Origin of the sequence: Pseudomonas sp. W22_MBD1_FP4 (assembly GCF_052113765.1) — a bacterium.
GTDB classification, from domain to species: Bacteria; Pseudomonadota; Gammaproteobacteria; order Pseudomonadales; family Pseudomonadaceae; genus Aquipseudomonas; species Aquipseudomonas sivasensis.
Genome location: NZ_JBGQOI010000044.1, coordinates 1 through 14596 on the forward strand (window position 1 = coordinate 1; position 14596 = coordinate 14596).

Sequence of the window (14596 nt, forward strand, 5' to 3'; positions counted from 1 at the left end):
CGATGGCGGAGTGTCAGCCAGCTCAATGGTGACTGACACTCCGCCATCGGGAGCAAGCCCCCTCCCACATTTTTTACCGAGTAAGGTCAGGAGATTGGCGGCAAGCCATAGGCAGCCAGGTCAAAGTCCGCAAGCTTGCGGATGATCTGGTCGGCATGCTGGTACTTGCTGTCGGCCATGGCTTCGTCGGGCACGGCGATGGCGGTCATATGGGCGGCCTTCGCAGCCGTTACACCAAAGGGCGAATCCTCGAACACCAGGCAATCCTCAGGGGCAACGCCCAGGCGGCGCGCGGCGGTAAGGAAGATGTCCGGTGCAGGTTTGGCGGCGCCGACTTCGGGGTCGTCGGCGGTGACAATGGTGCCGAACAGGCTAAACCACTCGCGGTGCAACGTGGTTTTGTGGCCAAACGAATTGCGCGACGAACTGGTGCCCACGGCAATCGGAATGTTGTGTGCCTTCAAGTGCCGAACCAGCGCCTCAGCACCGGGCATGCCCAGGGCCTTTGGAAAGCGCTCGCTCATCAACGGTTCGCGAATTTCCAGAAACTGCGCCGGTGTGATCGGCAAGTCCAGTGCCTTGACCACGTAATCGGCCAGGTCCTGGGCGCCACGGCCAATAATATGCTGCTTGATCCCCCAATCATAAGTACGACCGTAGCGCTCGGCGATGATCTGCGTGACTTCGGTGTAGATGCCTTCTGTATCGAGCAACAACCCGTCCATATCGAAAATCACAGCCTTGATCGGGGCAACGGTACGTGGCGAATTCATCACAACAGATCCTTGGGAGGAAGGACTAAAAGGATTCAGCACAATAACGGTCCCGCTTACCTGCGGGCAACCCTTAGACTACGCCCTCCCCTTTTTGAAGCGCGCACAATGCTCTACCGTCTAGCTGCCGACAGCCTCGTGCTGTTTCACCTGTGTTTTATCCTGTTCGTATTATTCGGCGGGCTGCTGGCCCTTAAGTGGCGGCCAGTTATCTGGCTGCACTTGCCCGCTGCCGCGTGGGGCGTGGCCGTCGAGGTCTTTCACCTGCCGTGCCCACTCACGCGCTGGGAAAACTTGCTTCGCCATCTCGCCGGTCAAGACGGCTACGGCGGCGGATTCATCGAACACTACATTCTTACGCTCATCTATCCGGCTGGCCTGACTCCGCAGATTCAACTGGCGCTGGGTGCATTGGTGTTAGTGATCAATATCGCGGTGTATACGCGGCTGATTCGGCGTTACGTACAGCCTTGAGACAGCCGCACGGGTGAAGAATCAGACTCCCTCAGTCCCTTCATAGCCGCCGCCATGTCCGAAGCCTTCGAAGTCCCCAGCCCCCACGAAAAACACATCGAACACACCACCGAACATGCCCACGCAAGAGGAGACAGTTTCGCCAGCCGAATCGCCGTCATGACCGCGCTGATGGCCACTCTCGGCGCCATGCTCAGCTACCAGGCCGGTTCCACCGAAAGCGAAGCGGCGATGGACAAAAACAACGCGGCCATCATCAAGACCGAAGCCGCCAACCAGTGGAACTACTACCAGGCCAAATCCAGCCGCCAAAACCTGGCGGAGCTGGCCACCCATATTCCCGGCGTAGACGCTGCGCATTACAAGGGCGAGATCGAGCGCTACAAAAGCCAGAAGGAAGACGTGCGCCAGCAGGCAGAAAAGCTTGAGGCCACCTCGCGGGAATGGGATGAAAAATCAGAACAGGCGTTGCACCAGCACCACCGCTGGGCACAGGCGATGACCGCGATTCAGATCGCGATTTCGCTGGCGGCAATTACGTTGCTCACAAGGAAGGAGTGGTTGAAGCGCATGGCGTATACGGCGGCGGGAGTGGCGGTGGTGTTAGGTAGCCTGGCGTGGTTGCACATCTGACGACGGGAAGATTGATTTCAATCCCCTGCCGGGGCGATTAAAGTACGCCCCCCCGAGAATTGAATCTCGGGCTTTAGTCCATGGAGTTTCCCAGTGAAGTACATCAGTAAAGTGGTTGCAGCAGCCGTTCTCGGTTTCACGCTTGCAGGCTGCACCGGCACCGCCATCAAATCCCCGCAATACGACAGCAGCCAATACACCGTCCTGGGCCACAGTGAAGCCAGCGCCACCGGCATTATGCTGTTCGGCGTGATCCCGATCGGCCAGAACAGCCGTTTCGTGCGCGCCCAGGATGCCGCCATCAAAGCAAAAGGCGGCGATGCGCTGATCAACACCCAAGTGCAGGAAAACTGGTTCTGGGCCTGGGTCCTCAGCGGTTACACCACCAAGATTTCCGGTGATGTGATCAAGCTGAAAACCGCGCAGTAAATCCGCTCGGGCTTTCACCTGAGCCCGCGACGTATCATGGGCCACCCTTTCGAGGATGACCCATGAACCTCAGTATCCTCTACGCACTCGCCGCCGCCGCCCTGTTCGGCGCCAGCACCCCGCTCGCCAAAAATCTCGGCCTGGGCCTCTCGCCCGTGCTGCTCGCCGGCCTGCTCTACCTCGGCAGCGGCGTCGGTCTCGCCGGCGTGCGCCTGATCCGTGATCGTGGCTGGAAACCCAGCGGACTGACCTCATCGGAATGGCCCTGGCTGCTCGGCGCCATCGCATTCGGCGGCATCCTCGGGCCTGTCGCGCTGATGTTCGGCCTGACCCGCACGGCCGGCGCAACCGCCTCCCTGATGCTCAACCTGGAATCAGTGCTGACCGCCGTCATCGCCTGGGTCGTGTTCAAGGAAAACGCCGACCGTCGCATCGTCCTGGGGATGATCGCCATCGTGCTGGGCGGCGTGGTGTTGTCATGGGCCGACGGCGGTGGCACGAGCCATGACTGGACGGGGCCGCTGGCGGTTGCCGTGGCGTGCCTGTGCTGGGGGATTGATAACAACCTGACGCGCAAAGTGTCTGCGTCGGACGCGCTGTTTATCGCCGGGACCAAGGGGTTGATTGCGGGGCTGGTGAATGGCGGGTTGGCGCTCTATTTCGGAGCGCAAATCCCGGGTATGGCGCAGCTGACGCCTATCTTGCTGGTTGGTTTTCTGGGCTATGGCATCAGCCTGGTGATGTTCGTGCTGGCGCTGCGCGGACTGGGCAGTGCACGCACGGGAGCCTATTTTTCTACCGCGCCGTTTCTGGGTGCCGCGATTGCGGTGCTGATGTTGGGTGAGTCAGTGACATTGGCTTTCTGGATTGCATCGGCGTTGATGGCCATGGGCGTTTGGCTGCACCTGACGGAACGGCATGCCCATGATCATCAGCATGAGGCCATGGAGCACGGACATCGGCATGTGCATGATGAACATCACCAACATGAGCACGGGTTTGAGTGGGATCCGGCTGAGCCCCACAGCCATGTGCATGTGCACAGTCCGCTGAGGCACAGCCATGCGCATTTTCCGGATGTACATCATCGGCACAGGCATTGAGGGGCGATGGGCATGGCTCTGAGACCAACAGACGCCCGATCGGCTGGCTTTTATCCGCTAACTCAAGGTGCCAATACCCCACATCGTGCCACTGACCGAGCTTATAACCGACTTGAGGATAGGTACCGATGTGTTGGAAGCCAAACCGCTCATGCAACTTGATGCTGCCTGAATTGGGCTGAGAAATGCCAGCATAGGCCGGACGATAGCCCTGCCGAACCAGAAGCTCGGTGCTGACTTGCATAAGCATATGCCGACCACCTTGCCTTCTCGAACCGCCACCAGATATGGATAAATCCGCAGCGTTAGCTCAATGCGCTGCTGTATCTCTTCAATACTAGGCGACACCTCTTCAAAGGAGATAGCCGAGCCGGTCACTACCGAGGCATAGATAGCCTGGATGGCAACAGCATCTCCAAGCCGTGCCGCTCTGATTTCAATGGACATTGATTGAACTCAGATTGAACGCTGGTTCACGCGCGCCATGAGCTGTTCCGCGCTTTCCTTGCGTTCCGAGTAACGATCCACCAAAAACGCCTTTTGGTCACGCAGCAACAGGGTGAACTTCACCAGTTCCTCCATCACATCGACCACGCGATCGTAAAAAGCAGAAGGCTTCATTCGGCCTGCCTCGTCGAACTCCATATAGGCTTTCGGTACAGAGGATTGATTGGGTATCGTGAACATGCGCATCCAGCGACCCAGTACCCTCAACTGATTAACCACATTGAAGGACTGTGAGCCACCGCAGACCTGCATCACGGCCAGGGTCTTTCCCTGGGTGGGGCGAACAGCGCCGAGTTCAAGAGGCACCCAGTCGATCTGCGCCTTGAACACCGCTGACATCGCGCCATGCCGTTCTGGTGAACACCAGACCTGACCTTCCGACCACAACATCAGATCCCGCAGTTCCTGCACCTTAGGATGATTCACCGATGCGTCGTCGGGCAGTGGCAGCCCACTAGGATTGAACACACGGGTTTGCGCACCAAAGTGCTCCAGTAAACGCGCAGCTTCTTCGACCAGCAGACGGCTGAAAGAGCGCTCGCGGGTCGACCCATACAGCAAGAGAATTCGAGGCTTTTGATCTTTCGGGCGAGATGCAATTGGCAGGGGGTCGAACAGAGAGAGGTCTAGGTTGGGCAGTTGCTCTGACATATGTCCTCCTTCTCAGTGTTTGCTGATTTGATCCAGCTCGCGTTTGAGTTCATCGCGGCTGAGGCTGTTGAAGGGAAGCGCAAAGAACGCTTTACAGCGTTTTTCGATGCAAGCGAGCGTGGCTCGGAAAGCGGCATCAACTTCTTCTTCGTCCCCCATCACATCGGAAGGATCTTCCAGGCCCCAATGAGCTTTCACGGCTGGCCCGAAATAGACCGGGCAAGACTCGCCTGCTGCCTTGTCGCATACGGTAATGACGATATCCGGAGGGTTATCTTCGAAGGCTTCGTTGCCCTTGCTGCTCAAGCCTTCGATGGAAATGCCCGACTGGGTCAAAGTCGTCAAACTGCGAGGTAGCACCTGCCCCTTGGGAAAGCTTCCGGAGCTCACCGCTCTGAAACCCTCCGGCGCCAGGTGGTTGAACATGGCTTCTGAAAGAATGCTTCGGCAGCTGTTGGCCGTGCACATGAACAAGACTCGCATTAATTACTCCTTCCACTCTTCGCGGGCATTAAACACTTAGGCGCAGCGCCAGCTTCGATAGGGTTAACAGTTGGGATTAGCAGCAGGCAACATCGCGGACAGGGCGTCCATCCATATTCTGTAGACGGGAAGTGTCGCCCTGCAGCCAGTGAACGTTGGCTCGTAACGTCACTTGCAGGATCTCGTGCACCCAGCTGGGAAGGTCCGGATTTAAGCGGTAGTAAACCCAGAGTCCCTGGCGACGATCCAGCAGGAGACCACTGCTGCGTAACTGTGCGAGGTGACGGCTGATCTTCGATTGGCTGTCGCCGAGAGCGCACATCAGTTCGCAGACACAGAGCTCTCCTTGGGAGGCAATCAGCAAAGTAGCGCGTGCGCGAGTTTCCTCTGCAAGGCTCTTAAACACTTCTGGAGGCGTAATCATGTGGGCCACTTGCTATATGTGAATAACCGAATATACGGATACACACATATTTAAAGCAAGCTATCGATCGGGTGGGTTTCTTCGGGGCGATGGGAACCGTACGTAGGACCTTCGTGAGCGCCCATACGAGATGACCCTGTCGCAAACCCGCTAACGGGGCTTTTTTTGAATGCCAAAAACCACAAACCCCCGACTTTCTCTAGGAAAATCAGGGGTTTGTGTTTACTTAATGTGGCGGTGAAGGAGAGATTCGAACTCTCGATACAATTTCTTGTATACACACTTTCCAGGCGTGCTCCTTAAGCCACTCGGACACTTCACCGTATCTCGTCAAACCAGTTCAGTCTGTCGAGGCGCGCTAATGTAGTCGAAAGCCTTTCTGATGGCAAAGGTTTTTTTCAGAATTTTCATGCGGTTAGACGGTTATACCGGAATGGGCCCGCGGGAGGACGGTGATTATGCCAATCTCGGGGAGGGTTCAGAGGGTCTTCGCTGGGCACTATGCCCTGCTGCAGGCCATTTGCGACCAGGGATACGGGAAAAGGCTGACTGGCCAGTCAGTCATTGCGCTTTACCGGAACGGGCGTGGTGGGTAACGTCTGCTGCATTCTTCTATAACAAGTCCTACAAGGAACCGCGTCATGAGTGAGTTGATTGCCTACCACCTCGAAGACGGTATCGCGACCCTGACCTTGAGCAACGGCAAGGTGAATGCCATTTCTCCAGATGTTGTCAGTGCGTTCAATACAGCGCTGGACCAAGCCGAGAAAGATCGGGCGGTGGTGGTGATCACCGGCACGCCGGGGATTTTGTCGGGTGGTTATGATTTGAAAGTGATGACGGCAGGCCCTAAAGAGGCCATCGGCCTGGTCACGTCGGGCTCGACGTTGGCGCGTCGTCTGTTGTCGCACCCATTCCCGGTAATTGTGGCGTGCCCTGGGCATGCCGTGGCCAAGGGCGCGTTTCTGTTGCTGTCGGCCGATTATCGGATTGGGGTGGAAGGCCCGTTCAGCATCGGCCTGAATGAAGTGGCAATCGGCATGACCATGCACCACGCAGGGATCGAGCTGGCGCGGGATCGTCTGCGCAAGTCGGCGTTCCACCGGTCGGTGATCAATGCCGAGATGTTTGACCCGCAGGGCGCGTTGCAGGCCGGTTTCCTCGACAAGGTGGTGGCGCCTGAAGAACTGCACGCAGCGGCACTGGAAGCGGCGCGCCAGTTGAAGAAGATCAATATGAATGCCCACAAGCACACCAAGTTGAAGGTGCGTAAAGCGCTCTTGGAAGCCTTGGACGATGCAATTATCCAGGATCAGGGTCACAACCTGAGCTAAGTCCCTACACCTGCTGTGCCAGAGCCCGACCTTGTGTCGGGCTTTTTCTTACACGTAAATCCGAAACGCCCCTAGCCGCTCTAGCCAGCCAGTGTCGGCACATGTTGAAACATACGCTTAAACATCGCCTATCTCCGACCTCTACCTGGGTAATTGCCGAAGTCAGTGCACATCCGTACACTTCGCCACCTTTTGTCCCGATAGGCCGTGTCGATGCTTTTTCTGCTGCGTATGTTGTTGATGGGCCTGCACTTTATGGTGGCGGGTGTGCTCGGGGTTTTTCTAGGTATCTGCCGGCCGTTCAACCCGGACAACAGCCGCCTGTGCGCGCGCCTGTATGCGCTGCCCGCGATGCGCATCTTGCGATTGAACGTGAAGGCCGATGTCGACTCGCTGCGCAACAAGCCCGGCACCTGCGTGGTCATCGCCAACCACCAGTCCAACTATGACCTGTTCGTGGTGGGCACTGTAGTGCCCCATCGCACAGTGTGTATTGCCAAAAAGAGCCTGAAATGGGTGCCGTTGTTCGGCCAGTTGTTCTGGCTGGCAGGCAATGTGTTGATCGACCGCGGCAATGCGCACAAGGCGCGCCGTGCGATGCTGACCACCACCCATACGCTGCAACACAAAGACACGTCGATCTGGGTGTTCCCGGAAGGCACGCGCAATCTGGGCAAGGGCCTGCTGCCGTTCAAGAAAGGCGCGTTTCATATGGCGATTGCGGCGGGTGTACCTATCGTGCAGGTGTGCGTCAGCAATTACGTCGTTCATATGAAGCTTAATCGCTGGAACAGTGGTGATGTGCTCATACGTTCTTTGCCACCCGTTCCTACAGCCGGGCTGACAGCGAATGACGTCCCTGCGTTGATGCAGGCGTGTCAGACGCAGATGGATGCATGCATTGCAGAACTGGACCGCGAAGTGCAGTCCGCCTGAACACGTTATTTGGGCGCTCCTTCCCCAGCGCGAGCAACCTCGCTCACCACACAAAGCTCGCCGCAACGACGTCTACAACGGAACGCCATTCAAGCTAAGCTGCCCAACATCTGTCCTCCAAACAAGAAGTGATCAGCACCATGGGTAGAGTTGTTGCGGCAGCCGTCTACAGCGCCGGTAAGAAAGTCTCTGATATCACCCTTGATGAAGGCGCCGCCTGGGCCGCCAAGCCCGGGCATTTTGTGTGGATCGGCCTGGAAGAGCCCGATGCCCAGGAGCTGGCCAACCTGCAGCGCCAGTTCAACCTGCATGAACTGGCCATCGAAGACGCCCTGGAAAAACACAGCCGCCCCAAGCTCGAAACCTTCGGCGATGCGCTGTTTATCGTCACCTATTCACCGGTGCGCGAGAACGGCAAGCTGGAGTTTATCGAAACCCATATCTTTGCCGGCACCGGCTATATCATCACCGCCCGCAACGGTCACTCAGCGTCCTACGGCTTTGTGCGCCAACGCTGTGAGGCGCGCCCGCTGTTGCTGGAGCATGGGGAAGATTTCGTACTCTATGCATTGCTGGATTTCGTCACCGAAAACTACCAGCCGGTCAGCGAGGCGATCCACACCGAGATCGATGAACTGGAGCGCAACGTACTGTGCAGTTCACTGAGCGAACGCGATATTCAGAAGATCCACGGTCTGCGCCGCGATGTGCTGCGGCTCAAGCGGTATGTGGCGCCGATGGTGGAGATCAGCCAGGAGTTGCAGAAGCTGAGCTTCCCGTTTATCGACAAGAACATGCGCCCTTATTTTCGTGATGTGCAGATCCACGTGACACGGCAGATGGAGGACCTCACTACCCTGCGCGACATCGCCAGCCAGACGATCGAAATCGGGGTGTTGCTGGAGGCGTCACGCCAGAGCGTGGTGCAGCGCAAGTTTGCCGCGTGGGCGGCGATCCTGGCATTCCCCACCGCGGTGGCAGGGATTTATGGGATGAACTTCCAGAACATGCCCGAGCTGCAATGGCACTATGGCTATTTTGCGGTGCTCGGGTTTATTGCGGTGGGATGCACCAGCCTGTGGGCCAGTTTCAAACGCTCGGGCTGGCTTTAAGCTTTGTGCGCCACAAACCGCATCATCCATTCCGCCACGGTGGCGCCGTGGTGGTCGCGCTCCAGGCTGGCGACACCATTCGTGTAAACCGTTTCCCCGAGGGTTGTCTGAAGAATCTCCAGCAACTCGCGCGAATAGTCGTGGATAAATTCCGGGTGGCCTTGGAAGCACAGCACCTGGTCGCCAATGTGATACGCCGCGAACGGGCAAAAATCGCTGGAGGCGATGACCGTGGCATTGTCCGGCAAGCTGGTGACTTGGTCCTGGTGACTGATCAACAGCGTCAACTCAGGCACCTCAGGGCTCATCCACGGGGCCTTGGCATCGAGTTTGTAGTCATGAATGCCCATGCCCCAGCCTTTGCTGGCGCGCTCAGTCTTGCCGCCGAGCAGCAATGCCAACAACTGGTGGCCGAAGCAGATACCGAGCAATTTGTCGCCACGCTCATAGCGCTGCAGCAAGTAGGTCTTGAGGGTCTGGATCCAAGGATCGGTACCGAAGGAATCGGCCTTGCTGCCGGTAACGAGGTAGGCATCAAACACCTCATCGTCTGACGGATATTCGCCCTGCACCACGTTGTAAACCACAAACTCGGCAGCAATCGGCTGCTTGGAGAACAGGCGCTTGAACATCTGCCCGTAACCTTGGTACTGATCGATCAAGCCTGGACGCAGGATATCGGTTTCCAGGATGCAGACGCGTAGCGACATAAAAAATACCTGACACGGCGATGGGAATATTGAACACCCAGAGCCTGCCTTGAAACACCCCTTCAAGGCAAGCCCCTCCATTAATCACCGAAACACTTCACTCCTCGCCGCTTTCTCCAGCAACAACACTGGCGGCGCAAAGCGCTCCCCATATTGCTCAGCCAGATAACGCGCACGGGCGATGAAGTCGTTCAAGCCGTACTGATTGATAAACTGCAACGCCCCACCGCTCCACGCCGCAAAACCAATGCCGAAGATCGATCCCACATTGGCATCAGCGGTGGACATCAACACGCCCTCCTCCACACAGCGCACAGTTTCGATGGCTTGGATAAACAGCAAACGGTCGCGCACATCCTGTGGCGAAATCTGCTGGCCCGGCCGTTCAAAGCGGGCTTTCAACTCCGGCCACAGGTACTTCTGCCCTCCAGCGGGATACTCGTAAAAACCGCCACCCGCCACCTTGCCCGCGCGTTTGTATTCATTCACCAACAGATCGATGACCGCCGTTGCCGGATGCCCTGGCACCGTCTTACCTTCGGCCTGCAAATCCTTGGCCGTCTGCTGTCGGATATGGCTCATGAGGCTGAGGGACACTTCATCGGACACCGCCAGCGGCCCCACCGGCATACCGGCCTTGCGCGCCTCGGTCTCGATCATCGGCGCGGCCACACCTTCACCGAGCATGGCGATGCCTTCATTGGTGAACGTGCCGAACACCCGCGAGGTGAAGAAGCCGCGACTGTCGTTGACCACAATCGGAGTTTTCTTGATTTGCAGGACGAAATCGAAACCTCGGGCCAGGGTTTCGTCCGAGGTCTGGGCGCCCTTGATGATTTCAACCAGAGGCATCTTGTCTACCGGGCTGAAAAAATGCAGGCCGATAAATTTGCCTTGATCCGCCACAGCTCTAGCAAGGCCGGTGATGGGCAACGTTGAGGTATTGGAGGCGATCACCGCGTCGGCTCCGACCACATGTTGCGCGGCGGCCGAAACCTTGGCCTTAAGTTCACGGTCTTCGAAAACGGCCTCAATGATCAAATCGCAGCCGACCAAATCAGCATCCGAGGCAGTAGGGTAAATCCGCGCCAAGGTGGCTTCCCGCTGCTCGGCGGTCAATTGCCCACGGCTGACCTTCTTGTCCAGCAGCGCGGCCGAATGTGCCTTGCCCTTCTCGGCGGCGGCCTGGGTGACGTCCTTGAGCACCACCTCGATCCCCGCACAGGCGCTGACATACGCAATTCCAGCCCCCATCATCCCGGCACCAAGCACACCCACTTTGCGTGTCACGTAAGGTGAAAAACCCTTGGGTCGCGAGCTGCCGGCGTTGATTTCATTGAGTTGGAACCAGAAGGTGCCAATCATGTTTTTCGCCACTTGCCCGGTGACCAACTCGGTGAAGTAACGGGTTTCGATCAGGTGCGCGGTGTCGAAGTCCACCTGAGCGCCTTCAACGGCAGCACAGAGGATTTTCTCTGGAGCCGGAAAACAGCCATTGGTTTTGCTGCGCAGGATCGACGGTGCAATCGCCAGCATCTGCGCGACTTTTGGGTTCGATGGAGTGCCGCCGGGAATCTGGTACGCCTTGCTGTCCCAGGGTTGTTTAGCCTCGGGATTGCCGAGAATCCAAGCGCGGGATTTGGCCAGCAGCCCATCGCGGTCCACCGCCAGTTCGTTGATCAACCCCGCCTGGAGCGCCTGTTGCCGCCGTACTTTTTTACCTTCCAGCAAATACGGCAGGGCTTTTTCCAAGCCGAGCATGCGCACCATACGCACCACGCCACCGCCGCCCGGCAGCAAGCCGAGGGTGACTTCCGGCAATCCAAGCTGCACCGATTTGTCATCCAGCGCGACACGGTAATGACAGGCCAGGCAAATCTCCCAGCCGCCGCCCAGGGCCGCGCCGTTGATCGCGGCCACCACCGGCTTGCCGAGGGTTTCCAAGCGACGCAACTGCGCTTTAAGCACCAACACGCTCTCATAGAAATCCTTGGCGTGGGACTTCTCGACCTTGATCAATTCATTGAGGTCACCGCCCGCGAAAAAAGTCTTCTTTGCAGAGGTGATAATCACACCGGCAATGTGGTCCTTTTCCGACTCCAGGCGCAGAACCGCAGCGGCCATGGCATCGCGGTAAACACCGTTCATGGTGTTGGCGCTCTGGCCGGGCATGTCGAGAGTCAGCACCACAATCTGGTCCTGGCCTTTTTCGTAACGAATGGCATCGGTCATCAGAAATTCCTTAGGCTCAGAGGCGTTCGATAATAGTGGCGATGCCCATGCCACCGCCGACACACAGGGTGGCCAGGCCGTAGCGCTGCCGGCGCACTTCAAGCTCGTCAAGCAGAGTGCCAAGGATCGCGCAACCAGTGGCGCCCAACGGGTGGCCCATTGCGATGGAACCGCCGTTGACGTTGACGAGTGCGGCATCGATGCCCATGTCCTTTATGAATTTGAGCACCACTGAGGCAAAGGCCTCGTTGACCTCGAACAGATCGATGTCTTCCACGCGCAAACCGGCCTTGGCCAAGGCTTTTCGTGTGGCTGGCGCGGGGCCCGTGAGCATGATGGTGGGATCAGTGCTGGTAACCGCCGTGGCGACGATGCGCGCCCGCGGTTGCAAGCCCAGTTCGCCACCCTTCACTTCAGAGCCGATCAACATCAGTGCGGCGCCGTCGACAATGCCGGAGCTATTACCCGGGGTATGTACGTGGTTGATGCGCTCCACATGGCTGTAGACCCGCAGAGCCGTAGCGTCGAAGCCCATTTGCCCCATCATCTCGAAGCTCGGTTTGAGATTGCCCAGGCCTTCAAGAGTCGAGTCGCCACGGATAAATTCGTCATGGTCCAGCAGGACAATACCGTTCTGGTCCTGCACCGCGATCAACGACTTGCTGAAGGAACCGTCGGCACTGGCCCTGGCCGCTTTCTGCTGGGACTGCAGGGCAAAGCTATCGACATCCTGGCGACTGAAACCCTCCAAGGTGGCGATCAGATCAGCGCCGATGCCTTGGGGTGTGAAGTGGCTGTGCAGGTTGGTCTGCGGGTCCAGCACCCAGGCACCGCCATCGCTGCCCATGGGTACACGGGACATAGACTCGACTCCGCCGACCACCACCAGGTCTTCAAAGCCGGAGCGCACTTTCATCGCCCCCAGGTTCACTGCTTCAAGGCCCGAGGCGCAGAAGCGGTTGACCTGTACGCCAGCGACGCTGATTGCCCAGTTCGCTACCAAGGCGGCGGTCTTGGCGATGTCGGCGCCTTGGTCGCCCACTGGGGTGACGCAGCCGAGCACGATGTCATCCACTTGGTGGGTGTCGAGGTCGCTGCGTTGCGCCAGCGCCGTGAGCAGACCTGCCACCAGATTTACCGGTTTCACGCTGTGCAAGGCGCCGTCTGCCTTGCCTTTGCCCCGGGGCGTGCGTATCGCATCAAAGATCAAAGCTTGGGTCATGACATCCTCGAACCATTGCGCAGTAGTGCCCTTACCTTAGGCCCGATTGACACGGTTTCAATGACGGATGCGCTCATTGCTTTTGACCCCCACGCTCGGACGAACGGTAGGCCCCTAAGCGCATAGGCTGATTAATCGTTTTAGCTGTCTAGCCAAGGCATTGGCGCCAAGATGGCGTTCTGCCTCATGCCTTTTTAAGCTGAAATCCTGATTAGCTGATATGAAATGGATCTAAGCCGCGAAGAACGAGGGCTCTAAGGTTCAATCAGTAAGATGTTGCTGCCGGGTTTTGCTGGAGCAGCTGTAAGAAAAGTGACACGTCATAGCGCCATACTGAAATAAAACGGCACGTATTTGACGCTCAGGAATAACAACAAAAGGCAGTCAGCCATGTTCAAGCATTCGAAAGTACGTCAGGCGGGACTTATTCTGTTCGCCACCACACTGATTCTGATCCTGCCCAATTTGACCAAGGTAATTGGGTGACCCTCTATCCTCCGCGCTTTGTGCATCAGGATTGCAGCTTTTTGGCAGCACCTGCCGGGACTTCGTGCATAGCGACCCCGTTGCAGGGGCTGCCTTTTTACGCGCGTTTTTCCGGTATCGTGAGCCCCATCGCCACTTAACCCGGGGCCTCTGTCTTGAAACCGATCTTCGCACTCTTAGCCTTGTTGCTTGCTCTGCCCGCAGACGCGGCGCAATTGACTATCGAACTGGACCACACCCGCAAGACCTGGCAGACCGCCGACCTGCTCAAGCATCCGGATGCGCAGACGGTGCAGATCGTCGATGACGTTTCCTACAAGCGCAATATGACCTATCGCGCGGTGCCGCTGGCGGTGCTCTTACCAGGCCTAACGCCACAGAGCCATGTGCAAGCGGTTGCCCTGGATGGCTTCGCTGCAGAACTGACCGCCGCACCGCTGCTGGAACAAAACGGCGCGCGCGCGTGGTTGGCCGTGGAAGATCCGGCCAAACCGTGGCCCGCCCTGGCCGATGGCAAACACAGTGCCGGCCCGTTTTATCTGGTGTGGACCGACCCGCAGGCGGGGCACATCAGCCCCGAGCAGTGGCCGTTTCAAGTCTCGACAATCAAGCAATTGAAGACCGTAGCCGAGCGCTTCCCCGCGCTGCTACCCGATCCGGAACTGGCGGCGAATGATCCCATCAACCAGGGCTTTGCACTGTTCCAGAAAAACTGCCTGGCCTGCCATCGCCTCAATGGCGCAGGCGATGCGCAGGTGGGTCCGGATTTGAATATCCCCTACAGCCCTACCGAATATTTCGGTGGGGATTTCCTAAAGCGCTATATCCGTGATCCGCAGAGTTTGAGGCATTGGCCCCAGGCGAAGATGCCGGCGTTCGCTGCCAGTGTGTTGCCTGACAGCGAGCTGGATTTATTGGTGGGGTATTTGAAGCATATGGCGGGGCGTAAGCAGCAGCCCTGAGCCAGCCTCCTTCGAAAGATAGTTTTCGTGTAGTGAGCGGGCTTGCCCCGCGCTGGGCTGCGCAGCAACCCCAACACCACAAAACTTTTTCGGGCAGGAATCTGTCTCTTCTCCACATCTCCGAA

General features: G+C 57.9%; 16 protein-coding genes and 1 tRNA gene. 8 read left to right on the forward strand and 9 right to left on the reverse strand.

Annotated elements, in window-relative coordinates; all coding sequences use genetic code 11:
• Positions 1–86 precede the first annotated feature (86 nt).
• Entirely contained in the window at positions 87–773 is a 687-nt protein-coding gene (locus ACEN2T_RS29435; protein ID WP_095185335.1) for an HAD-IA family hydrolase, read from the reverse strand.
• A 108-nt stretch (positions 774–881) separates the two neighbouring features.
• Here ACEN2T_RS29435 and ACEN2T_RS29440 point away from each other — a divergent pair, with 108 nt between their 5' ends.
• The 4 genes from ACEN2T_RS29440 to ACEN2T_RS29455 all read left to right on the forward strand — a co-directional run bounded on the left by ACEN2T_RS29440 (position 882) and on the right by ACEN2T_RS29455 (position 3412).
• Positions 882–1247: a DUF2784 domain-containing protein gene (locus ACEN2T_RS29440; RefSeq protein WP_032887544.1), complete on the forward strand. Its 366-nt coding sequence runs from the start codon at positions 882–884 to the stop codon at positions 1245–1247.
• Positions 1248–1301: 54 nt separating this feature from the next.
• Complete coding sequence (locus ACEN2T_RS29445; protein ID WP_032887542.1) at positions 1302–1880, forward strand: DUF4337 domain-containing protein; 579 nt, start codon at positions 1302–1304, stop codon at positions 1878–1880.
• Between the two features lie 93 nt (positions 1881–1973).
• A complete protein-coding gene (locus ACEN2T_RS29450; RefSeq protein WP_032887540.1) occupies positions 1974–2309 on the forward strand; it encodes a hypothetical protein in 336 nt (111 codons plus the stop codon).
• Positions 2310–2371: 62 nt separating this feature from the next.
• A complete protein-coding gene (locus ACEN2T_RS29455) occupies positions 2372–3412 on the forward strand; it encodes an EamA family transporter (RefSeq protein ID WP_442117958.1) in 1041 nt (346 codons plus the stop codon).
• Between the two features lie 57 nt (positions 3413–3469).
• Here the strand turns inward: ACEN2T_RS29455 and ACEN2T_RS29460 are convergent, their stop codons facing one another.
• The 5 genes from ACEN2T_RS29460 to ACEN2T_RS29480 all read right to left on the reverse strand — a co-directional run bounded on the left by ACEN2T_RS29460 (position 3470) and on the right by ACEN2T_RS29480 (position 5799).
• Complete coding sequence (locus ACEN2T_RS29460; RefSeq protein WP_442117959.1) at positions 3470–3859, reverse strand: GNAT family N-acetyltransferase; 390 nt, start codon at positions 3857–3859, stop codon at positions 3470–3472.
• Positions 3860–3868: 9 nt separating this feature from the next.
• Complete coding sequence (arsH, locus tag ACEN2T_RS29465) at positions 3869–4570, reverse strand: arsenical resistance protein ArsH (protein WP_032887537.1); 702 nt, start codon at positions 4568–4570, stop codon at positions 3869–3871.
• 12 nt (positions 4571–4582) lie between these two features.
• Entirely contained in the window at positions 4583–5053 is a 471-nt protein-coding gene (locus ACEN2T_RS29470; protein WP_099602929.1) for an arsenate reductase ArsC, read from the reverse strand.
• Positions 5054–5129: 76 nt separating this feature from the next.
• Positions 5130–5477: a metalloregulator ArsR/SmtB family transcription factor gene (locus tag ACEN2T_RS29475; protein WP_032887533.1), complete on the reverse strand. Its 348-nt coding sequence runs from the start codon at positions 5475–5477 to the stop codon at positions 5130–5132.
• Between the two features lie 232 nt (positions 5478–5709).
• Positions 5710–5799, reverse strand: a tRNA-Ser gene (locus tag ACEN2T_RS29480).
• A gap of 319 nt (positions 5800–6118) precedes the next feature.
• On the opposite strand from ACEN2T_RS29480, the gene ACEN2T_RS29485 reads away from it, so the two are divergent.
• From ACEN2T_RS29485 to ACEN2T_RS29495, 3 genes are all read left to right on the forward strand, one after another.
• Positions 6119–6811, forward strand: coding sequence for a crotonase/enoyl-CoA hydratase family protein (locus ACEN2T_RS29485; RefSeq protein ID WP_032887461.1), 693 nt, complete (start codon positions 6119–6121; stop codon positions 6809–6811).
• A 213-nt stretch (positions 6812–7024) separates the two neighbouring features.
• Entirely contained in the window at positions 7025–7747 is a 723-nt protein-coding gene (locus ACEN2T_RS29490) for a lysophospholipid acyltransferase family protein (RefSeq protein ID WP_442117960.1), read from the forward strand.
• Between the two features lie 140 nt (positions 7748–7887).
• Positions 7888–8859 carry a magnesium and cobalt transport protein CorA gene (locus ACEN2T_RS29495; RefSeq protein ID WP_442117961.1) on the forward strand — a complete coding sequence of 324 codons (972 nt, stop codon included), beginning with the start codon at positions 7888–7890 and terminating at the stop codon, positions 8857–8859.
• Here ACEN2T_RS29495 and ACEN2T_RS29500 read toward each other — a convergent pair.
• The 3 genes from ACEN2T_RS29500 to ACEN2T_RS29510 form a co-directional block, all read right to left on the reverse strand.
• Entirely contained in the window at positions 8856–9569 is a 714-nt protein-coding gene (locus tag ACEN2T_RS29500) for an amidotransferase (RefSeq protein ID WP_032887456.1), read from the reverse strand. The genes ACEN2T_RS29495 and ACEN2T_RS29500 overlap by 4 nt on opposite strands.
• Positions 9570–9653: 84 nt before the next feature.
• Entirely contained in the window at positions 9654–11801 is a 2148-nt protein-coding gene (locus ACEN2T_RS29505) for a 3-hydroxyacyl-CoA dehydrogenase NAD-binding domain-containing protein (RefSeq protein WP_442117962.1), read from the reverse strand.
• 16 nt (positions 11802–11817) lie between these two features.
• A complete protein-coding gene (locus ACEN2T_RS29510; RefSeq protein WP_442117963.1) occupies positions 11818–13023 on the reverse strand; it encodes an acetyl-CoA C-acetyltransferase in 1206 nt (401 codons plus the stop codon).
• Between the two features lie 641 nt (positions 13024–13664).
• Here ACEN2T_RS29510 and ACEN2T_RS29515 point away from each other — a divergent pair.
• Positions 13665–14471 carry a c-type cytochrome gene (locus ACEN2T_RS29515; RefSeq protein ID WP_442117964.1) on the forward strand — a complete coding sequence of 269 codons (807 nt, stop codon included), beginning with the start codon at positions 13665–13667 and terminating at the stop codon, positions 14469–14471.
• Positions 14472–14596 lie beyond the last annotated feature (125 nt).